This is a genomic window from Nonomuraea gerenzanensis, from assembly GCF_020215645.1.
Lineage (GTDB): Bacteria > Actinomycetota > Actinomycetes > Streptosporangiales > Streptosporangiaceae > Nonomuraea > Nonomuraea gerenzanensis.
In genome coordinates this window covers 3,327,342-3,353,183 of record NZ_CP084058.1, presented here as the reverse complement: position 1 = coordinate 3,353,183, position 25,842 = coordinate 3,327,342, and the positions used below count along the sequence as shown (strand labels likewise).

Annotated in this window: 15 protein-coding genes; 3 read left to right on the top strand and 12 right to left on the bottom strand. The window is 65.1% G+C overall.

Annotated elements, in window-relative coordinates:
- Positions 1-8 precede the first annotated feature (8 nt).
- Positions 9-986: a thiopeptide-type bacteriocin biosynthesis protein gene (locus LCN96_RS15930; protein WP_225273407.1), complete on the top strand. Its 978-nt coding sequence runs from the start codon at positions 9-11 to the stop codon at positions 984-986.
- 52 nt (positions 987-1,038) lie between these two features.
- Here LCN96_RS15930 and LCN96_RS15925 read toward each other — a convergent pair whose 3' ends face one another.
- From LCN96_RS15925 to LCN96_RS15915, 3 genes are all read right to left on the bottom strand, one after another.
- The gene (locus tag LCN96_RS15925; RefSeq protein ID WP_225273406.1) at positions 1,039-2,685 is read right to left on the bottom strand and encodes an endonuclease NucS domain-containing protein; all 1,647 of its coding nucleotides are present in this window, start codon (positions 2,683-2,685) and stop codon (positions 1,039-1,041) included.
- 276 nt (positions 2,686-2,961) lie between these two features.
- Positions 2,962-3,633, bottom strand: coding sequence for a 3'-5' exonuclease (locus tag LCN96_RS15920; protein WP_225273405.1), 672 nt, complete (start codon positions 3,631-3,633; stop codon positions 2,962-2,964).
- Positions 3,626-4,180, bottom strand: a complete 555-nt coding sequence (locus LCN96_RS15915) for a transglutaminase domain-containing protein (protein WP_225273404.1) — start codon at positions 4,178-4,180, stop codon at positions 3,626-3,628. Before LCN96_RS15915 ends, LCN96_RS15920 begins: the two co-directional genes overlap by 8 nt.
- A 291-nt stretch (positions 4,181-4,471) precedes the next feature.
- Between LCN96_RS15915 and LCN96_RS15910 the strand changes: the two genes are divergently transcribed.
- Positions 4,472-5,599 carry a hypothetical protein gene (locus LCN96_RS15910; RefSeq protein WP_225273403.1) on the top strand — a complete coding sequence of 376 codons (1,128 nt, stop codon included), beginning with the start codon at positions 4,472-4,474 and terminating at the stop codon, positions 5,597-5,599.
- Between the two features lie 153 nt (positions 5,600-5,752).
- Here the strand turns inward: LCN96_RS15910 and LCN96_RS15905 are convergent, their stop codons facing one another.
- The 8 genes from LCN96_RS15905 to LCN96_RS15870 form a co-directional block, all read right to left on the bottom strand.
- Positions 5,753-10,618 (bottom strand): NACHT domain-containing protein, encoded by a 4,866-nt coding sequence (locus tag LCN96_RS15905; RefSeq protein WP_225273402.1) that lies wholly within the window; start codon positions 10,616-10,618, stop codon positions 5,753-5,755.
- Between the two features lie 270 nt (positions 10,619-10,888).
- Positions 10,889-13,831: a DEAD/DEAH box helicase gene (locus tag LCN96_RS15900; protein WP_225273401.1), complete on the bottom strand. Its 2,943-nt coding sequence runs from the start codon at positions 13,829-13,831 to the stop codon at positions 10,889-10,891.
- On the bottom strand, positions 13,803-15,122 hold the full coding sequence (locus tag LCN96_RS15895; RefSeq protein WP_225273400.1) for an ATP-binding protein: 1,320 nt from the start codon (positions 15,120-15,122) through the stop codon (positions 13,803-13,805). The genes LCN96_RS15900 and LCN96_RS15895 overlap by 29 nt, the downstream gene beginning before the upstream one ends.
- The gene (locus tag LCN96_RS15890; protein ID WP_225273399.1) at positions 15,119-17,140 is read right to left on the bottom strand and encodes a tellurite resistance TerB family protein; all 2,022 of its coding nucleotides are present in this window, start codon (positions 17,138-17,140) and stop codon (positions 15,119-15,121) included. The genes LCN96_RS15895 and LCN96_RS15890 overlap by 4 nt, the downstream gene beginning before the upstream one ends.
- A gap of 430 nt (positions 17,141-17,570) precedes the next feature.
- The gene (locus LCN96_RS15885; RefSeq protein ID WP_225273398.1) at positions 17,571-18,368 is read right to left on the bottom strand and encodes a hypothetical protein; all 798 of its coding nucleotides are present in this window, start codon (positions 18,366-18,368) and stop codon (positions 17,571-17,573) included.
- Between the two features lie 81 nt (positions 18,369-18,449).
- Complete coding sequence (locus LCN96_RS15880) at positions 18,450-19,100, bottom strand: hypothetical protein (protein ID WP_225273397.1); 651 nt, start codon at positions 19,098-19,100, stop codon at positions 18,450-18,452.
- A 76-nt stretch (positions 19,101-19,176) separates the two neighbouring features.
- A complete protein-coding gene (locus LCN96_RS15875; protein ID WP_225273396.1) occupies positions 19,177-21,318 on the bottom strand; it encodes a hypothetical protein in 2,142 nt (713 codons plus the stop codon).
- A 34-nt stretch (positions 21,319-21,352) separates the two neighbouring features.
- A complete protein-coding gene (locus tag LCN96_RS15870) occupies positions 21,353-22,273 on the bottom strand; it encodes a hypothetical protein (RefSeq protein ID WP_225273395.1) in 921 nt (306 codons plus the stop codon).
- 845 nt (positions 22,274-23,118) lie between these two features.
- Here LCN96_RS15870 and LCN96_RS15860 point away from each other — a divergent pair.
- Positions 23,119-24,584 (top strand): IS3 family transposase gene (locus tag LCN96_RS15860; RefSeq protein ID WP_404823970.1). Its coding sequence is split into 2 segments (ribosomal slippage): positions 23,119-23,458 and positions 23,458-24,584, totalling 1,467 coding nucleotides; the frame shifts between segments, so codons are not numbered across the junction.
- 572 nt (positions 24,585-25,156) lie between these two features.
- On the opposite strand, the gene LCN96_RS57400 is transcribed toward LCN96_RS15860, so the two are convergent.
- Positions 25,157-25,588: a DODA-type extradiol aromatic ring-opening family dioxygenase gene (locus LCN96_RS57400; protein WP_404823969.1), complete on the bottom strand. Its 432-nt coding sequence runs from the start codon at positions 25,586-25,588 to the stop codon at positions 25,157-25,159.
- Positions 25,589-25,842: the final 254 nt, after the last annotated feature.

The following is a 25,842-nucleotide window of genomic DNA, read 5'->3' as shown; positions in this document are numbered from 1 at the left end:
CACGCAAGATGGCCGACGCCGTGCTGGCCGTCCTCTCCGGCACCCCCACCGACGTCGCCGCAGCCGCGATCAACACCCGACCCGAAACCCTCGCCGACGCAGTCGAGACCTACCAGACCGCCGGATACCACGCGCTGGAGACCGGCGTCGCCGATCACGGCTGGTACAGCATCCGCATCCAGTTCCCCGACTGGGAAGGCGCCGAGCAAGCCGCCGTGACCGACCTCGGCCCACGCCTGGACCGGCTCCAGGACCTGATCAGTGAGTGGTGGTTCATCCGCAAGCACCCATGCTGGCGGCTCCGGCTACGCCCGCGCAGCGGCCAGGTCTCCGAGGTGAAGGCCGCAGTCAACCGTGTGCTGAACGACCTGGCCACATCCGGCGTGCTCACCCGGTGGTGGCCCGCCATCTACGAACCCGAAGTCGCCTCATTCGGCGGAGCGGTCGGCACCGACATCGCCCACACCCTGTTCTGCGCCGACAGCCGCCACATGCTGTCCTACCTGCGCCAACCCCCGCCAGAGGTCGGCCGCAAGGAGATGTCCGTGCTGCTGTGCACCACACTGCAGAACGCGGCCGGACTGGATCCTTTCGAACGCGGTAACCTGTGGACCAGCATCACCGAGTTGCGCCCGTTCCCCACCAGCACACCGGCCAGCATGCGGGAAGCCATGGCCGAGCAGATCCGCCCCTTGGTTGGTTCCGACACGGCCTCAGGCATCTGGCGAGGACCGTGCGCGTTCGCCACACCTTGGGCAGCCGCCTTCCGCAACGCTGGAGACTCCCTCGGTGAAGCTGCCGCGGCTGGTTACCTCGACCGGGGCGTCCGCCATGTTCTTACCCACTTGATTATCTTTCACTGGAACCGTCTCGGCCTGCCTGCCGCCACACAAGCCATCCTCAGTCGCGCCGCATCCGAGGCTCTTCTCCCTACCGAAACCGCACGGAGCGCGGGAACCGTAACTCCGACTCGTCAGCGGCACTGAAGATAAAACTCACAGGCAAAGCTCGCGCCGGAGTGCGTCGGCAACGCTCGTCTCAAGCGTCCCGAGAAGAGGGCATATTTCTCGTATCGACGACATGGAGGCCCTTCCTGTACTCCTGAACAAGCAGAAAGGTCTCTTCGCGGTGTCGCTCAATGAAGTCAACCAAGGAGAACAAACCACCCCAGCTCTCCACAGTCTCAGGCTTCAGCTCGTTGGGCAGTAGTATCATGTTGTCAAGCTCCTCAAGTCCTCCCTCAGGCTTCGGCCGAAAAACCGACGCATGGGCCACGTACCACATACCGAGAATTTGCAACAGCTCACGATCAGCCTGCCAACAAACACCAGCAGCTCTGACTGCATGCCAACTCATTGGGTCACGAAAGACGATCCCGATGCGCCGACGCAAGTCAGGGACTGCGACGCCATTCCAGTGCAGCATCCCTCGCAGCACGAAATGTGCACCGTCTCCGTCGCGTGGCCGGGCTACCGCCATGACCATCGGCACATACTCGGTAAGACTTTTTGTTATGACTTCTGAGCGATATTCACGAAGACCCTCTGGTAGCGCGAAAACCAAGGTCGCGATGAGATCGCACGGATTGTATATGTGCAGCTTGACATCGTATTCGTAAGGCAGCGCACCTATCGCGTCAAACCAACCACTGACGATTTCAGACCACTCGTCATTGGTGGCAAGGCATCCCATTGCCGCTTGCCTGAGCTCGGCCCAGCGTGACGCGATTTTTGTACTGGCGCTGCTGTGCAAGAGAACTCGTGCCCCGCCATCGTTTCCACGTAAAGCAGCGATGAGATCGTCGGCCTCGTACAGGCCGAGCGCAAAGGACCCAGCAGCCCGGATCTGACCGATCTTCCAGTGAGGATGATTGACCAGGTCTGAGAACTTGCCGGGGCCAGCGGTTTCGAACTCGTCACCAAAGACTGAACTAGTCAGGTGACACAATGCGTCGTACTCATCGGGATAATCATAGTTGCGACGGTCCTCTTCATCCAAGGTCTCGTGGTCACACTCGCTCTCGCAGGGCGGTAGACCCTTGGAAGGGTCGACGCGGCCGAGGCCCAGATACAAGGCATATGGATTACGCACGAACCCCGGAGGGCCGCAATAGTCGAGGTCAACGCCAACGAGGTCATCGATGTGCGCCTCTGCAGCGCAACGAACCACCTGACTCCAGCACCGATCCCGGCTTTCCCGGTGTCCGAACAGGTAGATGAAGTGAATCGATGTGAGCTTCTGGTCAAGCGGTTCCGGAAGGAGATCAATGCGCCGCGCATCGAGCGGAATACCTTCATCGTCTACCCGTAGACTGTAGCCGCGAAGATCATGATGCCAGTCACGCTCAAGATTACTCAGCGGGGCCAAGAGCTCCTTCCACTGGGGCTCAAGCGCAACCACGATCGCCCTGATACGGTCAGCCGGTAGCCGTTTCTCACGTCGAAGCAGCTCGACATATTTCGCGATCTCTTGCGTGGCCTCACGAGCGGTCTGATTCGATCTTTTAAGTTCAATTACCACCCACATCTGGTGCTGGTCACGTGCAAGAATGTCTATCCTGCCTCCAGCACCCAAAGGATTGACGAGGATATATTCCTCATCGACCCGACGAAGACCCGGCTCAAGCACATGCAGACGCTGCGCAAGGAACTTCCGGATGCGGTTTTCGTGCGGAGTAGCGGCCATGCAGTGACTCCTCACTGTTCGTCAAGTGCCACCATAGCGGCCGCCTCGGACAGTTTGCCCCCTCTCGCTCTACGGGGACGCATGGGCGCATTCGGTGGACTTGGTCATTTAAGACCTCAACCTGTCGGCACTCCCAGTTAGCCCCTCCGGCCAGTGCCGCCTGCAGCCACGAGCCCAACTTCGAAGGTGAGCTCCAGCAGGAGAACGGCATGCCACCATGAGCGCCGAACGCTTCTCTCCAAACCGTGCAGGCCGCCCTCGCCAAGCCTCGTGGCTTCAGAACAGACCGGCCTGAGCTCCGGCCGATGATGGCAGCCGCTTGGGCGCCAGCCCACCCACCCGGTCAAGATCGAGAAGCGTGCGCCAGCGACCCGCGCGTCCGCCCTCAGCCACCAGGCGCTCGAAGATGCGCGCCGTGGCCCGCACGTCCGGCATCGCCCGATGACGACGCGCAGGCGGCTCAACCCGCAGATACCGCACGAGATCGTCCAGCCGGTGCGACGGCAACTCCGGGTACAGCGCGCGAGCCAGCCGTACGGTGTCTAGCAGCGGAACAGCAGCCAAGACGGGGCAGTGCCGACGCTGGTGGGCGATGAGCCCCGCCTCGGTGGGCGCGTGGTGGGCGACCAGCCGGTACGACGGCGCTGTCAGCCGACGGTCGAGGTCAGCCATGACATGCGCGGGGCCGGCGGCCGTGGCCAGCATCGCCGCGGTGATGCCCGTCATCCGCTCGTCGAAGGAGGTGACGGGCACCTCGGCGGGCGGTGCGATCAGCGACTCAAAACTCCACAGCGGCGACAGCCCGTCGCCGGCGACGGTGAGGGCGAGGACCGCCACCTCTACCGGAACGGTGGGCCTCCCGGCGGGAGTCAACCCCTCGAAGTCGATGATGAGGTAGGTGTGGCGGGCAAAGGCGGCATCGCCGCAGAGCGGTGAGGCGTCAGACATCCGCTGCCCCCGTTCCGCGTGCGTTCGTTGCAGCTCCGGCGCGGACCTGGCGCAACCACCGGTTGAATGCCGTCTGATAGCGGTCGCCGCTGTCGACGTCGGCGGTTTCGTCGATGCCGGCGTTTGGCACCGGTTCTGGTCCGTCCCTCGGCCGCCACAGTGGCCCACGCGGTTCGTAGGCCGGGACGGCGTCGGTGATGCCGTCCCATTCGGCCACGGCCAGCCCGGCGGCGGTCAGGGGCGGATCATGGGTGGCGTCCACCAGCGTCCATCGGTCTTCGATCAGCACCTCGACAGCCGAATGTACGTCCTCCCTCGAGGGCAGCAGCCGTACTTCTGCCGGTCGATCAGGCAGGTGATACAGCCACCGGACCCGCCGTGCCAGGTAACCGAGCGCCAGGAAGCCCCGGATCAAGTAGGCAGACTTGGCCAGGCAATCGCCGCGCCCCAGCGTCATCAACGTGTCGGCGTCATGGGCGCCGTCCGTGGCATACGGCACGTCCCGAACAGCAAGGAACAAAGCGATCCGCTCAGCATGCGCATCCACGCGCCGACGGTACCCCCAACCTCCCCCATACGCATCTCACTCCGCACCGATTCCAGCAGTTCACGCCAGTTCGAAGGGCAAAATCGAGGGCTACGTGACGCCGGGCCGTAGCCGAGCTCCGGGCCCGAACACCTCGAGCCCATCCACGCCCGCGTCGCATCACCCTTCGCTGACCGACCGACAGAGACGAGCAAAGAAGAGACTCGCCCTTGAATTCGGTACTCGCAGACCCCCAATGCTCCATGCTGGGCGTGTCCCAGCACCGTTTTCGCGCATCTGTGAGGAGCCCCCTTGACCCGGTACGCCGTCGATCACCGTCGCAACGCCCTCATCGCCTCCTGGAGCACCGGGGCAGGAGACACCGCGGTGGACGTCGCCGATCTTCCTGCCGGGATCTCCAGCCACGATGCCCTGAACCTCGCCAAGGCCCTGACCCAGCTCTCCGAGACCTGCTGGCGGTGCTACACCCATCCGGCCAGCGCCGCCGACAGCCACGAGCCCAACTCCGAAGGCGAACGCCGCCAGGAAGAACGCGACGCCTTCGCCAGTGTCCTGACCGCGTTGACGAACCCCAACCTGCCCGCCGACGGCTACATGATCCAGTCCTACATCCAGGTAGAAGAAGCCGCCCACCAGGTCGGCCGAGCCCTGCACGTCCTCAACGCCGCCGAGCTGACCACCCGCGTCACCATCGACGTCGGCGCCGAATTGGCCGCCATCGAACAGGCCGAGCTGGGCAATCTGTCCGAACGCGCCCGCCAGGCCGTCACCCTCACCCGCGAAGACGCTTCCCCGCTTCAAGTCGCCCAGGCCAGCAACCTGCTGCACGACAACCCCTTCGGCCCCGAAGCACTCTTCACCGAGATCGACCCGGCCGCAGCCGCCATCGCCGCCGCCCACTGGCTGGACGCGGCCGCCACCGTCACCGGCGATTCCACCGGGCTGCCCGTCACCCAGATCGTGGTCGAAGCCGACAACATCGAGGCACTTCCCCACGAAACCCCCACCCTCGTCCTGGAGCTAATGGCCGATGGCGCCACGCCTCGCCAGGCGGTGATGCCCTTGATCCGCAACGCCCTCCGGGTCGCGGAAGGCGAGATCCCTGACATCACGGCACTTCAGCAGCGCATCACCGCCGCCGAGCAACTGCTCGACAAGCGGAGCGAGGACCAGTCCGAGCCGAGCCTGGACGCGCTCGGCCTGCGGATCACGCCTCTGGACCCCGCCCGCCCGGCCCTCGACCTTCTGGAGGACCTGCTCAGCGGCATCCGTGGCTGCTGGCTGCTGTACGCCGAAGACGCGACCGAGTTCGACGAAGCTGAAGACCTCGACGATGAGGAGTGGCAAAAGCGCCGGACAGCGGCGTTCTTCGCGGAAGTTCGGGAGGAAGCCACCGCTCATCGCGAGCGCCTCTTGTAGCGCCACGGGTTGTGTTCCCTTCAGCGGCCGTGATGTTCGATCCCTACAACCGCAGAGCAGCGCCCAAAACGCAGCTTCGACCGAGGCTGCGTGTGTACGCGTACTGGTGGCTTCCTTGACTCCGGCGTAGCGCCGAGTGCCGTATGTTGACGTTCATCGGAACAGTTCGTCAAGGTCTTCGGAGAGCCTCAGCGCTTGGTCCCAGCCAACTCGTACGAACACCTCCAAGAGCGCCCGGATAGCGGTCAAGCAGAGGACGTCCGTACGGAGGAGATCGCGATGATCGGTCAAATAGCGCCTGGCCAGGCTCAGGGTAGCGTCCAGCCCGAGCGCTTCACGGGCGTAGCCTCTATCGCCGACTACGGCCTTTTCGGCGGTCAGGACTGCTGCGTGCGGCTCATACGAACAGAGGACGTCGGCCAGTTGCACAATGTGATGGGTTACGGCCGGGTGCTGCACGTTGGTAAGGGCGTCCAGGATTGGCATGGCGTAGCTGCAGAACTTGCGGAAATCCTTACCCGATGCCGGCTGTTCTAGGGGTGAAGATTGAGTTGCCTCGCTAGCGAAGTAAAGTTGCTGCGCGATCTCCTCCGCAATCCTGGCGGAACGCGCCCCTCGCTCCCATGCCATGGTGTGTGGTGGTTGTCCAGCGGATCCCCGCTGGACCCAAGTTTCACCGAGTTTATTCAGGCCGAGGTTGATAATGCGGAAAGCCTGCCTCTGAGCCCCTCTGAGCACTTCGTCGTCCGGATTGAGGAGGCTACGCCAGGATCTCATGGATTGCGTGACTCGGTTTGGGTGATCGCATGGATTACTCCACCATGTGCAGACCACGGTTTCCGCATGAGCAGTGGCATGGATAGTCGCGAGAGCGGACAGCAGATGAACAGCTTGGGTCGATCGGCTGTCACGCAGCTCAACCTTATCGCCTGCGGGATCTGGCGTAAGCACCAGCCAGGACGGATGGTTCGCAAGATCTCGTAGCAGGCGGTCAACATCCTGAGGAAACTTATGAGTTAGCGTACTCAGATGACGAAGCAAGTACGCGCTGACATGCTGGTCAGACTCTTGTACTAGACGCCGTCCAAGTTCAGTCAGCAATTCAGCCGGTTGCTCATAGATGACCACGAGCGCTTTCAGGGAGACGAATCGATAGGCCGGATTTGAGCTGTCGAGGAACGGGCTAAGCGCCGCGGTGAGGTCTTCGCGGTGTGCATCACGCCAGTCAGTGCGCCCGATGAGATATACGAGACCTTGCAGGGCACTCATGGTTGCGGTCATGCTCCAACCGGGAGCGGGCCGCACATGCCACGTGCCGCTGACATCATCGACTAGTGCCGGCGCCGATGCCGATGGCAGGGCGCCAAGCAGCGCTCCGAAAATCTCACTGCCCAGCGTTGTGGCGGGGGCGCACTGAGGAACGGTTGCGAGTTGCTCGGCTGTTCTCAGCGCCAGATCGTAGAGACTGTCCTCGTCGCCTTCGCTCCGCTCACGTCCCTCCGGTGAGACCGCCGGCTTGAGCAATGCCCAGAGGTTGATCAGCTGGGTTTCCGCGTCGGCGCGTTCAGCGGGATCCTTACTTCTAATTCGTTCGGCTGCCTGCAGGACCGCGTCGCGGTAATAGGCGACAGTGCCAGGTTCAGGCGATGGGCTATCCCACACCGCCTCGATACTGTCGAACTGGCTCTCATCGGGGGCAGGAACGCCCTCGAAACCCGGGTCCTGGCTGGCCGTCAGCCAACGCGCCTGGGCTTCAACTGTCTGTAGATTCTGCTCAGAGAAACTGCCGATGATTCTTGTACACGCTGCGTCGAGTATGTCCGTCGTGCCCTCCCAGCCATCATTCGAGGGATGGGGGGCGGCGATCTGCAGGATAGCCTCTTCGAGCTGGGCGTGCTCAGGGCCGTTAAGCAAAGGCGAAAGTCGCAGCGCCACCTGAGCCGCCTGATGGCGTGTTGTGGGATGATCAAAGAGGTTCGGGGAAAGCAGAGCAGGAAAGAGCGCTCGGGCTAGACTTGGCCGTTGCGCGAGGGACGCCCGAAGAAGCAGATGCTGCCAGACCTCGGCGTGACGCAGGTTCTGGATCACATGTGCCACGACCTGGCTCAGGCGCTCCCCTAGAACGGCTCCCGCGGCATCGCGTGCCGCATCCTCAGCAGCGTCGGCCGTCTGCACAAGCTGCTCGGTCCATGCCTGCACCATGGGCAGGAGCACCTGGTGTCCGGCCGAAAACTGCAGAGAATCGCCGAGTAGAGGCCTGGGCGTAGCGGTGTAGTCCGTGAGCGGATTTGGAGGGTAGCGCTGCTCTGTTTCAGCTGCGCGTATCAGAATCCTGGTCGCGGCGGCCAGGTCTGCCTGCAGAATGGCGGGGAACTTGCTTCCTACCTGATACCTCGCACCGTCGAGATCTTGCCGGCGGTTGCTGCTCATACCGAGGATGAGACTGTCCAGTACGGGCGTCGGCTCGTCACGGGTCTCTTGGAACTCCCACACGGAGGCAGCGAGCGCAACCGCCAGTTCGGGGTCCAATCGCACGATCTCAGGCAATTTCTCAATGAGCGGGCGCAGGTGAGACACGCCCCAGGCGTAGATCGCCGTCGGCTGGCAAGCCTCCACGATGATGGCGGCGACGGGAGATGGATCTGCCACCGCTACCAGGGAGAGGAGACGACCACTCAATTTCGCCAGCTGGGCCCGGGAAGGGTCACTGCGGTCGGCGCTTGCCACGCTCATGCTGGCCACCACTACATCAGCCAGCTCGCCGAGGTGGCGTTGGACCATGCCGAGATCGTCATTGAACGCGCGTAGCGGGAGCTGCACCGCCAGCAGCGCAAGTCCAACATCGTCGGCGCTTCGCGTCTCCTGCGCGAGCTTGGCACTCATCACCGTCAGGCCCGCGAACGCGGCTTCGGGAGCGGAGGCACCAGTGGCCGCTACGAGAAAGGCCATCTCGTGTGCGTCAACGACAGTCCATCGCCCATTCGAGTCACCGGTGGCAGCGGTGCACGCGGCCCCGAGCGGCTCGAAATCGCTGGGCTGCTCAACCTCAAGGACCGCGACCCGGCCGGCCGCGAGCACGGCAAGTGGATGGCCTTCTGAACGCGATGCCAGCCGTAGGGCGAGCTTCCAGAACACGTCGCGGGACGCGTCGTCTTTCCATACCGTGGCGAGCCGATAGTGGAGACTGGGACGGACGGTGATGGCAAGGTTCGGCGATCCGTCGAGGACGTCTGCCAAGCTGTCGGGCCGATTCGTGTCGCCCAGCGCCAGCATGGCCACGGCGTAGTCGAACAGCACTGGATGAGCGAACTCGATGGGTGTTGCGGCGTGGCCTGCAGTTGCCGGAGCGTCACGAAGCACGCCGCTACTGGTAAGGGCCTCCACGGCAGAGCTTGAGGCCGTTGCCGGTAGATCGGTGAGGTTCAGCGTCTGACGGCCCTGAGCAACCATGCGGCCCACGATCGAGCCGAGTGCACGCGTGCGGTCCACTCGACCTGATGGTTCATCGTTTACGCGTCGCTCCCAGTAGGCATGCAGCAGATCGACCTGGCTGCGCACCGCCAGAAGGTCGGTTGTTAGACCATCAGAGAGCAACTCCCCGGCAACATCGAGATTGAAGGGGTTGGCGAGCAGGTCCGCCAATCGTGGTTCGGCGCCCTCGATCAGATGCCATAGTCGAGGGCTGCTGGACTGGAGCGGGGCAAGCTCGGCTTGGGATAGGTTCTGTACGACGATGTGTCGGACGTTCGAGAAGGCAGAATCGCTCTGCTGCTGTTCGATCGGAGCGCCGGCGAACATGCGCCGCCAGCGGTGTCCGTGTCGGAGATCGTAGCTGCGTATAGTCGCCACGACCCTCCAGCGTGTTCCGCTGAGACTCTTGACGAGCTCCGCCATCCAGACCGATGGATCAGCTCCACGTGCCTGGTCCAGCCCATCGATCACAACGACTCCGCTGCCCGACCCTGGCCAGCCGACCAGCACGTCATCGAGATCGTGCGTCACGCCGAGTTCGCTACGAGTCTGCCCCCGCGTGGCACCGAGGTCGTTGGCCCGCAGCACGACTACGTCCATCCCCCGTGCCTGACATTGGGTCGCCAAGGCGTGAAGGATGACGGTCTTGCCCGCACCAGGTTCACCTATGATTGCGAGGTTGCCATCAGCAGCGAGAACGGCCGGAAGAACCGTTCTCGGAAGCGAAACAGGACCCTCGGGTGCATGAATCGTCAATGCCCCGAAGATCGTGGCGAGGTTTCCCGCTGAACGGCTACGCAGCCGAGCGATATCGGGCCGAAGCCGCGCTACGGGAAGCAGGTAGACGCCTTCCTCCTCCAGACGCCGAACGAGTCCACTTCGGTCAAGGTAGGTGCGATCCTCGGCCAGGCGGCGAGCCTCTAGTTCCAGCCGATCCCATATCCGCGAAACGTCGCCTGCGTCTGGAGCAATGCCCTTGATCAACTCCCGCGCTGCGGCGGCATGGCTGCCTCCATCGACGAGATGCACCGCGTAGACACCAAGCACCCGGCCAAGAGCGCGCAGATCTTGCTCACCCATTTGCACGCCATGGCGACCTGTCCACACTCGTCCGAGGTGAGCCTCGAGCAGCTTGAATGCCTTCTCCTCGCCCTTGTTCCGATACACCTCTGTGATGGGTACTGTGGCTGGCAGGTCTCGCAAGCGATCAATCACCGGGGCCAACATCTCGTTGACGGTCTTCGGGGCCGCATCGTCGGTCAGAATGAGGACACGGTCCCTCGCCGGATCGAGCGGACGCAGTTGGTCAAGACGTGACGGGCTGTCAGGTACGCCGATCGTTGCGATATCGACCACTTGCTCAAGCGCCTCCGCCATTGCGGATGACGCCGCCTTGGCCAGATCCATGGCCTTCTTCGCTTGGACGGTCACACAGCCATCGACGTCCGTGATGATCCCGACGTCATCGACCGGCCGTTCCGTCTGGCCGCCGATCGCGACGACCCTATGGCCACCAGCCCAGGACGGCAGGGGCTCCTCAGCCAGCATGTGCGCCGCGGCCCAAGCGAGGCATCGGGCTTCATGCCCCACGCCTCCAGCTGCCCCAGCCCCACCCGCCGAGCTTCGTGTCATTAAGATCTCCTGCTCTAGGACAGACCTACGGTACGCATTCTGTTAGTTAATAGAGCTGCAGCAGCCCGGATCAGGCTGAGTACGTTCGGCGGTGTCGGGATCCGCGGTCCTAGCAGCTCAACCAAAAGGACGGCGCCGATACCGAGAAGCGAGAGGAGCGTGGTCTGCCGCGGAGGTCCCATTCGACTACGGCTCATGAAGGTCTTCTCGCCCCGACATAACACGGCGTCGGGCGAGGGCGGAAACGGGTGCCGGACACCACGGCCTCGCCGGAAGTCGTCCGAGCACGCCGAGTTCGCCGAACCACTGCAGTCCCTGTGCCGTTGCCCGTTCGAGGTAGATCCGCAGCAGGGCGGCGCAGGTTCGGGCGTCGCTCTCGGCGTGGTGCGCTGGACCGTGGTCGAGTCCTTCGGCGGCGGCGCAGTCGGCGAGGCGATGGGAGGGCAGTGGCAGCCCGAAGCGGCGCGCCAGGTTCAGGGTGCACAAGGTCATGAGGTTGTCGGGGGCGTACCCGGCGCGGGCGAATTCGGTGCTGAGGACTCCGCTGTCGTAGCGGACGTTGTGAGCCACGATGACCGCGCCGTCCAGCATGGCCGCCACGTCTCCGGCGATCTGCGGGAAATGAGGTGCCGTTGCCAGTTGACCTTCGGTGAGGACGTGGACGTGGGTGGGGCCTGGCCGGCGTCCCGGGTTGACCAAGGTGGAGTAGGTGCGGTCTTCGCTGCCGTCGGGGTGCAGGCGAATGATCGCGATTTCGGCGATGCGGGCCTTGCGGGTGTCGAGGCCGGTGGTCTCGATGTCGACGACGGCGTACGGCAGCGACCCGATGCGGTGACGGCGCGGCGGCGCGGCAGCCTTGGGCGTGTCCAAGGTGACCGCGCGGGTGCGGTCGGTGGTGGTGGCGAGGGCGCTGATGGACTGCTGCGTTTCGGTGACGTCGAGGCGGCGGGCGTAGGAGCGGGTGAGCAGTTCCTCGCCGATGACGTCGTCGTACTTGTCGACGCGCTTGTCGGGGATCAGCGCGGCCAGGGCGAGGGCGTCGGGAACACCCTCCGCGGCCAGGTCGGCCAGCAGGCCGGCGGCGACTTGCGGGGAGGTGTCGCTGATCAGCAGCGCGACTCCGTAGCGGACGACGTCGACGCCGTAGGCGTGCAGGGCCAGGCCGAGGGTGGTCATGATGGCGTCACCGCGGAAGGGGAACAGCAGGGTGTCGTTGCCGTAGCCGACGAGCGGGGTGTCGTGCAGGCCGAGACGGCGGTAGGCGGCGCGGCCCTCGGCGAGCAGACTCTGGGCGGCGGCGTCCAGGTAGGCCGGGACCGTGGTGTCCTCGTACAGGCGCCGCATGGTGGTGCGGATGCGGTCGTGCACGAGCGGGCCGACGCTGGTGAAGCGAGGCGGCCGGCCGCCGGAGGCGCGGGTGACCTCGATGAGCTTGGCGTGGGTGTCGATGGTCAGGATGCGCCAGCGCCGGCCGGCGAAGATGATCAGGCTCCCTTCCGGAAGCGGTTGTTCCATGGGCAGGCTGCCGAGCGTGCGGCCCTCGGTGACAATGCGGTATTCGGTCGGAGCGGCGAAGGCTGCGTAGAAGGTGTGGTGATTGACCAGCCGCTCCCCCGTCTCGGCGGGCAGCAGCAGCCCGTCGTTCTCCTGGCGGACGAGGTCGGCGGCGGCGAGGTCGCGCAGCAGCGTGGCGAAGGTCGGGCTGTCGACGGCGCGGAAGGGGCCCTGCGCGCACAGGGTGCGGTAGGCGTCGGCGGGGGTGATGCCGCCGTGCTGGGCGATGAGCGACAGGAGCTGCTGGGTGAGGGTGGACAGGTGCAGGGCCTCGGCGGCCGGGGGCTCGTACCAGCGTTGCAGGAGCAGCTCGATGGTGGCGATGGACTGCACGAGCTGGGCGCGTAGTTCGTCGGCCGGGTGGATGGCCGGGGTGGCTTCGGGTTCACTGACGTACAGGCGCAGGATGGCCGGGCCGCCGCGCCGGCCGGAGCGGCCGAGGCGTTGCCGCAGGGCGGCCACGCTGGGTGGGGCGCCGATCTGCGCGATGGAGGTGACCGAGCCGATGTCGATGCCCATCTCCAGAGTGGAGGTGCAGACGGCGGTGGCCGGGCGGGTGCGGTCCTTGAGGCGGGCTTCGGCGTGCTCGCGGATGTCCTTGGACAGGTTGCCGTGGTGCGGGACGAACTCCTCCGGTACGCGGGCGTCCTCGCAGCGGCGGTTGAGCAGGTCGGTGTAGTCCTCGACGGCGGCGCGGGAGCCCGCGAAGACAAGGTGGTGCGAGCCGCGCAGCGTGGCGAACAGGTGGTCGGCGATGGCCAGCCGGTCGCCGGTGGCGACATCGTCCGCGGTCACCTCCTCGCCGAGCGCTTCGTGGGCGGCTCGGGCGCGCGGGTCGAGCACGGGGGCGGTCTGAACGTAGCCGCGGATCTGCAAGCGAAGCTCCTGCGCGTCGCTGCTGGAGACGATCACGGTGACGTCGTCGCCGGCCCGCGGGCGCAGGAAGTCGGCGGCCTTGCCCATGTCGCCGAGGGTCGCCGACAGGCCGATGCGAGGGATGCGGCGGCGGGCCGCCAGGTCAAGGCGGTGCAGGAGGGACTGCAACTGGGCGCCGCGTTCGGTGCCGATGAAGGAGTGCAGCTCGTCGATGACGAGGTAGCGGACAGAGGCCATGAAGTCGCGGACCTTCCAGCCGCGCAAAACGAACATCGCCTCCAGCGACTCCGGGGTGATCAGCAGAATGCCCCGGGGACGGTCGAGCAGCTTGCTCTTGGATGAGGCGGCGACGTCGCCGTGCCAGCGGGAGACCGTGATGCCCAGGTGGTCGCAGAGCTGGTCGAGCCGCCCGTACTGGTCGTTGATGAGGGCCTTGAGCGGACTGATGTAGACGGCGGCGAACCCGACGGTGTCCGGCTGCTCGGTCAGCACCGAGCAGATCGGCAAGAACGCCGCCTCGGTCTTGCCCGAGGCGGTGGCGGCGGCGACGAGCACGTCCCGATCACCGGCCAGGATCGGCGCGACGGCGGCTTCCTGGGCCTCGCGCAGTTCGCGCCAGTTCTGCTGCCAGATCCACTGCTGGACCTTGGGGTGCAGCCGTTCGAAGGCGTCAGAGGCGGAAGGAGGCGAGGTCGTCATCGCCGGGCCTTCCGTCGGTGTCCTCGTCGAGTGGCGCCAGGTCGGGATTGGTCTCCGGCACCGGCTCCACCGAGGGCAGGATCTGCCGCCAGTCCACGCCCGGGTTCTGCTCCAGCACGGCCAGCAGGTCGCAGAACGCCTTGATCGTGGTGCGGGGCGTGCGGAAGTAGGCCTCGCCAATGCGGTTGGCGCAGTGGTACATGAACGCGGCCAGCGCGTCGTCGGCCAGCAGATAGCGGGAGGTGTCGCCGCCTGCTTGGACGTGGCGCAGCTTGGTCAGCAGGACGTACAGGTCCTCCTGGGTGAGCGCGGCCAGGCGCAGCACTGGGCCGGAGTAGTCGACCAGGCCGGCGGCGGCGAAGGTGTTCTCGGCCAGGCGTGATTGCAGAGCGGGGTAGCTGAACAGGCCGCGACGGGTGTCGGCGAGGAACTCCGGGGTGCCGCCGAAGACGAACCCGAGGTGGGCGGCGGTGCCCTGCAGAGTGTCGTTGAGGATGCGCAGGATCTGCTCGTAGTTGGAGTTGCGCGCCTGGGTGGAGGACAGCTTGTAGAGGTTGACCATCTCATCCAGGCACACCAGCAGCCCGTCGTAGCCGGCCAGCCGAACGAAGCGGCTCATCAGCTTCAGGTGGTCGTGAACGGCGGCATCGTCGATGATCGTGCGCACGCCGAGCGCCGAGCGGGCCTCGGTCTTGGTGGCGTACTCCGCGCGCAGCCAGCGCACCGCCGCCGACTTGAGCTGCTCGTCGCCGCTGTCGTGGCCGCGCCAGTAGGCCCCGACGACCTCGGCGAAGTCATAGCCGCCGGTCATCTCGCTCAGGTGCGCCAGCCTGGCCCGGATGACCTGCGCCGGGTCGGCGCCGCTCTGCTGGGCCTCGGCCAGCGCGGTGGAGACGAAACGTTCCACCACGCTGCTCAGCGCTCCCCCGTCCGGCTTGGCGCGGGTGGCCAGGTTGCGCATCAGCTCGGCGTACAGGCCGCGGGCCTGACCGCCGCTGGAGTGCAGGCGCCGGTCCGGGTTGAGATCGGCGTGCGCGGTGACCAGCTTCTTCTCCATCGCGACGGAACGCACCAGATGCAGGAAGAACGTCTTACCGGCGCCGAACTCGCCGATCACAAAGCGCACCGCCGACCCGCCGTCGGAGATCCGGTCGAGGTCGGTCACCAGCGCCTTCACCTCGGGCTCACGTCCCACCTGGATGTGGCGCTGCCCGATGCGCGGCACGACGCCGGCCCGCAGGGACTGCAGCAGGGCGTCACGCTCTCGGGGACGGATCGCGGTCGAAGTCACGTCAGCATCTCTCCCAGCAGGTTCCGGTCGACCCAGATCGGGTCGTCACCATCCAGTAGCGGCTCGCCCGCCAGCTCGTAGGCGGCCTCGTTGATCCGGTCCAGCGCGCCGTCCGGCAGCAGTTTCCAGCGCGCCGCCAGCTGCTCGAACTCCGCCCGCGCGAGCTGCTCCGCCGAGGCCAGCTCGCGCACCAATCCGGAGTGCTGCCCGTCGAGCCCGGCCACGGGTGCGGCGGCGGGTAGCGGCGCGGCGGCCGGCGGGGGCTCGTCCTCGGTGAAGATCGAGCCCAGCAGCGCGCCAACGCGTGCGGTCTCGGCCAGCTTGGCCGCGATCGCCGCCGCATCCAGCCGAACGAGCGGGGCGACGGTCTGCTCGGCCTGCTGCGGGATGGCGTAACCGCGTTCTGGTCGCGCTGGGCGGACGACCACCGGCTCCGTCGCCGCCGTCGGCCTGGTGGAGGTCGGCAGGAAGGCGGGATCGAGCTCCAGCAGGCGGTAGATCTTGGTGAGGGTCTTCACCTCGTCCGGCGAGATCCGGCCATCGGCCCCGGCCACGGCGGTCAGGAACTCCGCCACATACTGGCGCTGGGCCGCGTCGATGCCCGCGATGCGCCGGGTCAGGCCGGTGAGTTTGACCGGGGTGACGGTCAGCCAGCGCAGGTGCGCGTGCAGGCGCCGCCGCTCCTCGGCGGTCAGGTGCAGGGCCCGCTCCAGATGGTCGCTCAGGTGGCGCTGCTCGCTCTCGTCGAAGTCGCCGTCGGCGGCGCTGACCGCCGCCGCCAGGTGCAGCAGCAGCGTCGCCGCCTGGTAGGCGTCCGAGGCGGCCGCCGTCGGGCCGTCCGGGGCAGCGAACAACACCATGCTGCCCGAGGTGAGCACCGGACCGCCCAGGCGCGGATCGGGTTCGATGCCGACGCCCGCCCGGCCCAGCACCTGCGCCATCGCGACGACGTCTTTCTTGCCCGGCCTCGCTTCCTGAGGTGAGGAGATGAAGGCGGACAACTCCCCCACCGGCACGACGGCGAGCTCCTGGGTGCCGAGCCGGTGGCGCGCCCACGCGATGGCCTGCCCGGCACCACCGCCGGACAGGTTCACCAGCTCGGCCGGGAGCAGCGCCTGCGCTTGGACCGAGCGCTGCCCGTCGGGCACCCGGCCGACGTAACGGCTGTAGGCCTCCAGGTCCGAGGTGCATTCGTCGGCCAGCGCGGTCAGCTTCCTGGTCGGCGCTGCGTACCCGAGCACGTCGGGGATGCCAGGCAAGGTCAGCTCGGCGACGCTGTGAAAGCCCGCGCTGGCGGGCCGGTAGTCCAGGGTGACCTCCTTGCGGCCCGGCCGGACCATGAGCCCCTGGCCATGGCGGGCGGCATAGCGCTGCACGAAGAGCGCGTCGAACTCGGCGGCGCAGCGGGTCGCAGGGGTACGCGGGTAGTAATCCGGATGCGAGCGGATCCAGGTCAACGCCCAGTCGGCGGGCACGGGTACGCCTTGTGCCGCGAACGTTCCCAGGCCGGCACGCAACCGTAACGGGGGCGGGTAGTCGCGGGTGGGCTCCGGCGCTTTCGCGGAGGGTTCAGCCGTGAACATGTCCAGCACCTGCTCAAACTGTCCCGCGTAGCGCTTGAAAGCCTTGTGGCCGCCGTAGACGGCCAGGAGACGTCGGACTTCCTGATGGATGATCGGCAGCTCGGAGGCCGCCATGGAACGGTCCCGCTGCAGGTCGTACAGCACCCGCCGTTCCAGCCCGTAGAAGTAGAGGAACACATAACCGATCGGCACTTGCGGGAAGCGCCGCCCATCGGCGAGCCAGGCCAGATAGGCAGCCCTCGACTGCGGTGGAATGTCGCTGTACGACGGCCAGTAGTCCAAACCCTGCCCGCCCCAGTCCGGCTGACGCAGGTCAACGGGCAAGTTCGGGTTGATCAGCGCCGGGTCCACCGTGTATCCCGATGGCGTGCCCAACTGCGTACCGACGTAGAGGAGCCCGCCAACGATGTTGTAGCCCGCGATGGTGATGCCCATTCCCGGACGCAGCCACGGATCTACGGGAGCGTACGGATGAGCCTGTGGCGCCGGCGGCGCGGAAGCGTGCATCGCGTGGCGACCAGGGCGCGCAGAAGACGGGTGCTGAGCGGATACAGATGGCGGAGCGGTCCTCATCGGTGGAGGGGGTTCACGCCGGAACCGGTCCAAGAAGCTCACTGATCACCCCTGCTCAGCCCGCTCGGCTCAACGTTTAAGACGCCCGAGGCCATCCCCCACTTCGCGGAAGGAACCTCAGTTCCTTCTCTTCCTCATAGCATCAGCAGGATCGACTGTTACCGATCCGGTGCAACGACCGCAGCACTTATAGATATTTTGGACCGTCCAATATTTAGAGCGGCACCACTTAGTGCCTTACCTGCCCGGGCTGGCGATGGACGCCGAGCACCGCCGCCCAGGCAGCGGACGGCTAACGCCTAATCGTGGCTCTTAAGACAGTCCGGATTGCGCGGCGGAACTCGCCGAGCCGGGACGATCGGTCGGCCAGCATCAGCGAGCTGGCGTGTCGGTTGGCGTGCCTATTCATAAGCTCGAGCTGCTTCTTGACTTCTCCGAGCATCTTCACGCCGTCGTGCAGGTTCTTGACCCCAAGGTAGTTGACGTTGTAGTAGACCGAGAGATCGATGAGATAGGTCAGCGTGTCAACCCGCCCGCCAGTCCACTCGGCGTCCACAGTCACGGTGTACGCCATCGGGAGGTCCGCCTCAAAGCGATCTGGCCCGTAGTCGAAGAGCAGCTCGATACGGTGCCGCGGAGGCATGTGCGGAATGCCCTCGGTGAAGATGCGGTGTTCATTCAGTCTGTGCTGATTGGGGTTGTCCTCCACCGCTCGTTCGATCGGCTTGTCGAAGGCGATTCGCACATCCCTGGCGACTGTGGAGCCGATGTTCTCGATGACGAGAATGAGGACGCTGCTGACGTGAGGCGACGGGTGGATGTCCACCACGATGTGCGGCTCCTGCTGCTCCCGGCGGATCTTCTCCGCCAGTTCGAACTGCTGGCGCGCCGACATTGCTTGATCCCACGTGCCATCGGCTGAGTGCTGCGTCGCAATGGTCTGGTCTTCGGCCGCGCTGGCCTGGCGTCCGGCTTTGGTCGCTGCGTAGATCGCGACACCAAGAGCGATCAGCGAGATCATGCCGGTTATCAAGCCCCCGATGGCCGCCAGAATATCGGTCCACATAGGTTCGTCGGCACCGGCAGACATGGCAGCTCCCCACTATCGACGGCTAGCAGAGCGCCGATCATAGGCGACTGAAACCGTGGATGCATCACTCTCCGGTGCGCACTACGAGTCCCCGTTGCTGGACTGAACGCCACCGTTTTTGAGCTCATCGGCAAGATCTTGCCATCCTGCAGTGGTAAGCAGCATGTGAGCCATTAGACGCAGGTCCTGCACCTTACTTGGGTCATCCAGCGCGCGTTGTGCGGCTGTTGCAAATACCTGCGCAAACCGACTTGCGGCGTCTTGAGTATGATCGTTGATCATAGGACGGATAACCTCGTCGAAAGAGTCCCACGACTCGAGCAACTTCCCCTGGATAAGGTGCTGCTGGAACCACCAGACTCGGGCTGTCCTTATGTCCACCAGTGCTGTTTTCTTGAGGTGGCCGAGCTCGTCGGCGGCGAGCGTCTGTTCAAGCTGCCCGGCGCGCAATGCTTCCTCATAGAGGACGGCTCGTTTTGCATTCTCGCTGGTGAGTGTCAGAGTGATGCGTGCCTTGAATCGCATACCTGGATAGTTCTTAGCCTGCTGCCATGTAGCGAGATCAAGTGCGAGCTGCTGCTCCGCCTTGAATACTTCTCTCGGCAAGCGGCACGAAACGCGTGCGGCAGCTGCGCCATAGACCTCGGCCAAGGCGGCGGCTCGCGCCGCCCTGGCCGAGGTCAGCGTGCATTCTGCTCCGCCGTATCTGAACCAGACGCGCCCGTCCGCCAAGACGTGGATTCCGGGTACATGTGTCGGCAGGGCCGTACGGAATGCAGCACTCCGCGGCCACGGCAGGAGCCGCATGTCACTCAGCCCGTGCCGCTGTTTCGGAGGCCGGTTCCCGGGAGCCTGTAGGTAGAAGGGCCTTTGTGAGGATCTCATGCCAGAGAGTTCCCGGGTCAGGGAGTTTTTCCTGCGACAGGAATCTCTTGATGTCCTGGTAGCGGTCACCAGTGAACACCGCGCCGAGCATGTCTACCACCACCCGTCTTGGAAGTGAACCCTCATCGGCCTGGGCAGCCCAGTTCTGGATGATGGTGTCGGCGGCCGCTATGGCCTCGGGCTCTCCCAGGGCTTGGCGAAGGCAGTTGACGATCATGGTCTGGGTGCTCTCGACTTCGAGATCGCGCCCATCTTCACCAAAGAGCAGCACGCTACCGACGCTGGTGGATGCTAGCGCCATGAAGGCCACCAGTCCGGCGCGGGGGTAGCGATCGCCAGTGAGCCACGATGTGACTGCGGTGCGTACATACGTCGGATGTGTCTCGGTCAGCGAGACCCATGCCTGAGCGACCGGCAGGCTGCCGAATGCCGAGTGCTCGCCGGCAAGGCGGAGCCGCGCCAACGCGCGAAGGGGCATCTTGGTGCCGAAGGTACCACCACAGACCTCGGCAACGAGGTCGATCACTCCTTGGGCGGGTGAGTCGTACAGCCAGGTATAGAGGCGACCTCGCACATAAGGGCCGGAGCGCTTATCCAGGGCAGCCGCCGACAGCGCTCGAACCGCCAGGGCGCGGCGCCGAGGAGCCAGCGTGTCACGCAACTGTTTGAACACCTCCCCTGCGCGATGATGGGCACCGAGCTCTACCAGAGCATCGGCTACCCGTTCAGCATCGTCTACGGGCAGTTCGGCTGCCTGATTGGTGGCCCAGCCCACGAAGCGCTTTTGCTGGGTGGGGAACTCACGCCAGAAGTGGCGGAGCACGGCCGAAGGCAGCCCATGCTTGTCCGGAGGGAGTTGGACGCGATCTCCCGTTTCCTTGAGGTGCGCGGCGTCGAATCGTTTGGACGATATGGCTCCGCCCAGGATCTCCGCAGGACTGCGATCGTCCCCCAATAGCTCGATCAGCGCGTCCGACATCCGGAGCACCGACTCGCGGCGGCCGCCATCGCATAGAGCGCCGGCCCAGAGAACGACCCTGGCGTGTAGCTTGTCAGGAAAGTCTGTGAACCAGGATGTCCAGCCCGTGTATTCGTCGACGATGGGTTGAGGGTCCGCATCACGAGAGGCAGCGATCTTCTTGGCGAGCTGGCAAGCGTCTTCGGCGCTGGGGTTAGAATCCCAGATTGGCTGAAGTCTGTGGTCGTCGACCATACCGCTGCGGTGCGCAGCCTTGTGCTGGGTCAGCTCCCGTTTAACCAGTGTTTTAGCGTCCGGGGAGCCGAGTGCCACCACCACATCAATGGCTTCGTCTGCCCATGGACCGCTCCAGGCGCTTTCCGTGGTAATGACTACGAGGTAGGTTCCCTGGCGCTTGCGCTGCGCCGCCCATTGAACTAGCGCTACGCCGAAGCCCTTCTTCGGTGTTTTCTCGGCGGGCTCGGACATGTCCAGCAGGTAGCCTCCGGCCCCGGCCGGCACGTTCTGCAGGCATTTGACGTTGGGTCTTTGCCAGGCAGTTTCCAGATCGCACAGGACTGATCCATTGCACCGATCGGAGAGAAGGCGCAGGGCCGCCGTGCGCCGACCGCTGCCTGCCGGAGCAAGAAGTACGACGATCCCCTGGCTGGCGAGTGTTGTCGCCGCATCCTCCCATCCCGAGGCCGGCGGCACGAAGCGTCCTTCTGCACACGCGGCCAGATCCCTGTCTGGAACGGGTGTGGGCTCTACATGGTCCCCGGAGTAATAGTGGAAGCCCTGCATCCAGGCGGCGAAGGTAGTGTTCCCTTCCCCATCGACCACGACGGAGACCCCGGTGATGGCCTCGGCCTCCTTCGAAGCGGGCGTGGTCCCCTCATCGGTCTCAGCAGGAGAGGTGTCAGGGGCGACGTCATCGAACGCACCAGGGGCAACCTCGGTCTCCCGGGGGAAGGGTTCGGTGCCGTTGTCGGTCGCTAGCAGGGGATTCTCGGGGTCCGCCTCGAGATTTTCGGACGAGGGAGCGGCCGACGAGGTGTCGTCATCGTGATTGTGGGCCGTAAGTCCTACGGGGGTCATGCCGTTCATGCTCTACCTCGATGTTGATTTGGAGGATGGATGTTCAGGCACCGCGGAAGTCTAGATTGTGGAATGTTTGGGTTTCGGCCACCCAGGTTGGCCCCGACCCCTTGGTGGTTACCGATATTTTCAAGACTTTCTTGTTCTCGTCCAGTGCGCCACCTGCTGGCCCTTGGTCGAGTTGAAGGCCGAATCTGCTTCGGAGCACACGGCGCAGAGATGGCGCATCTATCTGACCGGCCCGTGGTCCATATTCTTGTGCGAGATCGCATAGGTGCGCGAATAGGGCAACAGCACTTACTTTGCCCGAAAAGGCTACTTCGAGCTGGTCCATTTCTGATCGCGTATCACGACCATCCGGTCCCAGATCGACTTGCCAGACATGCAGGGCGCCGAGTACTCGATGAGTAAGAGCTGCCGCCTCGTCTTCGCCCTGCACCGCGGCCGCCGACGCAACCGCGGCGACGACGTGGGCATGGCGATCTCTTATCCGACTGCTAGTGACGTGCTCACCAAGTAGCGCGTGCAGAGATTGGTGATCCGGCATGGTTCGGGCCATCTCTGTGACCTCTCTTAGTTCAGCGAGATCATTCATCGGCCCTCCTGCGACCAGGCCGAGCCGTAGGGCGCCGTCGGCGATCTCGGCTTCTTGTTCTCGAACGGCTCGCAAAGCAGCGGCCATAACCTTGATGAAGTCCTGGTCCTTGCCCCGGATGTGGATCTTCTGCTTCACCTGTATCTGGATGCGCGGCCCGGTGTGAGCAGGGAAGGCGTGAGCGACGAGGTCGTCGAAGGGATGGCCGGTTACTTGCTGCTGCAGTCCGATCCGGTCTAGTGGGAGCTGAATCGCAATGGGGACGTGCGCGCCTCGCAGGAGTCGACTGAACATGATGGCGGCGAACTGATACTCGAAGATTGTTCCGGCTCCTCCAGTGGCCTTGGGGGAAGAGAGTCGATCGTTCATACGGATCACCCACCTGTTCTCGCGAGCCCTTTGAACTGTCGCGGTCAGCGTACGAGCTGCCACCGACAAAATTGCGCCACGAAGACCGCCGAGATGAGCGCGCGATCGGACTGCCTTATTTCGCCGCCCAAAATATGTAATTTTGGCCAGTCAGCAGCCTGTCAGCACTAAGTTATTCGAACTTGCATGCGACAGCCATAGCAAAAAATACACAATTTGTCTTATCACGGCATGCGAAAGCACGTCGCGTCGCGACCCTGACAGGGCGGCTGGAATGGAACGCGCCCCTGGTCGAAGGGGACTCGACGGGACTGGCCCCGCCTTGACAGACGCGCACGGCGGCAACCTGGTGGTCTCCGTGTACGGGCCCCCACACACGGCCGAACGCTCGGAGTTCTATGATGGCCGATAGTCTCATCCATACGCGTCAAGTAATCTCTGCGTCGCTTCCGAAGCAACTGCAAGTCATCCTGACGAGCAGACGCACATCTCCTGCCGATGACTGATTGGCGGGTGCTCGTACGCGTTCGGTCTGCCGTTGGGTTGGGCCTCATCACGAAGACCTGGCCCTACACCCGTGCCGAGGCAAAGGGGACAAATGGCACAGGATGACGGTGGTCAAGAACGCGTGGTTGCTCGGTGGTTGCTCGCGCGTATGCGATCCGGCGCGACACTCACGGACACAGCCAGACACGACGCCGTGGAGAATCCCTGTCACAACGGCACAGATCGACACTCGTCGACACTGAGCGACATTAATCGAACCGCCCTCCCTGCCAAAATGGACAGAGGTAGCAAATAGGCATGAAACTCTGTGCTGAGGGTGGGGAAGGAGACATCCCTTCGTGGGAGCAAGCAAGCCGGATCCGGAGGTTCCTGATCCTCAGGTGCGTGAACGAGGGCGTCCGCGTTCCTACTCCGCCGCTTACAAGGCCCGGATCCTGGAGGAGTACGACCGTCTGGACAAGGCGGGCAAGGGCGCGTTGCTGCGCCGGGAGGGCCTGTACTCGTCGCTGATCTCCAGCTGGCGCACCGCGCGGGATCACGGTGCGGAGCAGGCGCTGGCCCGTCCGGTCGGACGGCCGAAGGCCGACCCGCGTGACAAGGAGATCGACAAGCTGCAGGCGGAGGTCGAGCGGCTGCGTGCCGAGCTTGGCCAGACCCGCCAGGTGATCGAGGTGCAGGGAAAGCTCTTCGCGCTGCTGGATCAGCTCGCCACCAGCAGCGAGACACCGCCGGGCCGGGGCGAGCAGTGACCGAGACCTTCCAGGCTGCCCAGGCCGAGGCGATCGAGGAACTGGTGCCGCTGCTGGGGCGGCGCAACGCCTGCACGGCGGCCGGGGTGTCGCAGGCGACCTGGTATCGCCACCACCGCCAGAGCCCGGCTCCGGTGCGGCCCGCCCGGCCGCGCAAGCCGCACCCGGCCGCATTGTCGCCGGCCGAGCGCGACCAGGTCCGCGCGGTGCTGAACGAGCGCTTTGCTGACGCCTCCCCGGCCACCGCCTACTACAGCCTGCTCGACGAGGGCGTGTATCTGGCGTCGGAGTCGACCATGTACCGCATCCTGCGCCAGCACGGCGAGGTGGGCACCGACCGGCGCCGGCAGGCGACCCATCCGCCCCGGGCGGTGCCCGAGCTGGTCGCCGACGCCCCCAACCAGGTCTGGGCCTGGGACATCACCAAGCTGCGCGGCCCGGACAAGGGCGTCTGGTACTGCCTCTACACCATCATCGATCTGTTCAGCCGCTACGTCGTCGGCTGGATGGTCGCCTCCCGCGAATCGGCTGACCTGGCCCGACACCTCATCGAAGCGACCGCACGCAAGCACGGCATCGACGCAGGCACCCTCACCCTGCACGCTGACCGCGGCAGCTCGATGACCTCCAAGACCCTCGCCGAACTCCTCATCGACCTGGGCGTGGCCAAGTCTCATTCCCGGCCTCGGACCTCCAACGACAACCCGCACGTCGAAGCGAGCTTCAAGACACTGAAGTACTGCCCCATCTTCCCCGGCCGGTTCGGCTCCATCGAACACGCCCGCGTCTTCTGCCAGGAGTTCTACGCCTGGTACAACCATGATCACTTCCACTCCGGGATCGGCTACCACCACCCCGTCGACGTGCACTACGGCCGCGCCGCCGCCATCCGCGACCGGCGCGCCACCGTCCTGACCGCCGCCCACGCCACACACCCCGAACGATTCGCCAGCGGTGGTCTGCCCACCCCGCCCGACCTGCCCGGACCCGCCTGGATCAACAAGCCCAAGACCAACGAACCGAAGGACGCCACAGAGAAGACGACACACAATTAGCCCAGCTCAACTGCCTTGATCAAATTGACAGGTTCCGTTGCGAGCGCAGGAAGTCCGCCCAGGTGGTGGACGCTCGCTCGGGCGCCGGATCGAGCCCTCTTGCTTGAGGATCTCCCAGACCGTGGATGGTGCGACCTTGACGCCCAGCGTGGTGAGCTCTCCGTGAACGCGCCGATAGCCCCAGCCCGGGTTCTCCCGGACCAGGCGCAGAATGAGGGCGCGGATGGAGCGGACCGTGGGTGGGCGCCCGGGCCGCTTCGGCCGGCAGGTACGGGCATGGCGCCGTTCATCAGATCGCGGTGCCAGCGCACTACGGTGTCCGGGCGAACCAGGAGTCGCAACCGGTAGAGAACCTCGCGGGGCAGCGGGGTCAGGAGAGCGGACAGAAAAGCCCGGTCTTCGGGTGCGAATCTCACTCTGGTGTCGGCACCGAGTTGGCGTTCCAGGACGGTGATCTGGTGACGCAGGATGAGGATCTCCACGTCTTTGTCCCGATCGCTCATGGGCAGCAACCGCAGCGCGGCAAAGGCGTTCGTGATGGTCAGATAGGCCAAGCGAAGGAGCACAGCAGATCATCCTGCCGCACACGCTATCGTCTCCCGGGGGGGCCGGAGCTCGCGTACGCCAAGCAAAGCCCTCGCAGAGTCATGACCTGGACGGATGTAATTGTCGGCAGGCGCACTGTCGCGGTAGGCGGCGAGCTGGTCGATGTCACCACGAGTGAGGGCATCAGCGGCCCAGGCGTCGAAGTCGGCGGACCAGGCGGGGACTGCGCCCTGGAGCATCTCCCGGGTAACGTAGGGCAGACCGTGAGTCATGTGGCCGGACCCGACGACGAGGACACCCTCGTCGCGCAACGGGGCGAGGCGGGCTCCGAGGTCCCAGGAGCCGGGCGCGGTCGCAGGTGGGCAGGCTGAGCTGGAGGACAGGGACGTCGGCCAAAGGGTACATGGCCATGAGCGGAACCCAGGCGCCGTGGTCCAGGCCGCGTGAGGGGTGCACATTCTGCTCTGCTGTGCTGGGTGAGACCATGAACGGTGTGTAACCGTGACAAGTGCACGGCCACCATCGGCGCCGCCTGGCCGATCCCCCGGTGGACCAGCGGATGACGTGGCCGCCTCCGCACCGGCGTGGAAGAAGTCGCAGGCGAGCAGCCCCTTTCGGCGTCCGCATCAAAGAGAGCGGGTCGCACGCGGAGATGGGCTGGAGCATCACCGCAATTGTCGAATCGTCGCCTCTCGACGACCGAGCGCGTTCG

Coding starts and splice junctions, on each gene's coding strand:
- LCN96_RS15930 (WP_225273407.1), top strand. CDS start 9: ATGGCCGACGCCGTGCTGGCCGTCCTCTCCGGCACCCCCACCGACGTC.
- LCN96_RS15925 (WP_225273406.1), bottom strand. CDS start 2,685: ATGGCCGCTACTCCGCACGAAAACCGCATCCGGAAGTTCCTTGCGCAG.
- LCN96_RS15920 (WP_225273405.1), bottom strand. CDS start 3,633: ATGTCTGACGCCTCACCGCTCTGCGGCGATGCCGCCTTTGCCCGCCAC.
- LCN96_RS15905 (WP_225273402.1), bottom strand. CDS start 10,618: ATGCTGGCTGAGGAGCCCCTGCCGTCCTGGGCTGGTGGCCATAGGGTC.
- LCN96_RS15900 (WP_225273401.1), bottom strand. CDS start 13,831: ATGACGACCTCGCCTCCTTCCGCCTCTGACGCCTTCGAACGGCTGCAC.
- LCN96_RS15890 (WP_225273399.1), bottom strand. CDS start 17,140: ATGGGCATCACCATCGCGGGCTACAACATCGTTGGCGGGCTCCTCTAC.
- LCN96_RS15885 (WP_225273398.1), bottom strand. CDS start 18,368: ATGTCTGCCGGTGCCGACGAACCTATGTGGACCGATATTCTGGCGGCC.
- LCN96_RS15875 (WP_225273396.1), bottom strand. CDS start 21,318: ATGAACGGCATGACCCCCGTAGGACTTACGGCCCACAATCACGATGAC.
- LCN96_RS15870 (WP_225273395.1), bottom strand. CDS start 22,273: ATGAACGATCGACTCTCTTCCCCCAAGGCCACTGGAGGAGCCGGAACA.
- LCN96_RS57400 (WP_404823969.1), bottom strand. CDS start 25,588: ATGTGCACCCCTCACGCGGCCTGGACCACGGCGCCTGGGTTCCGCTCA.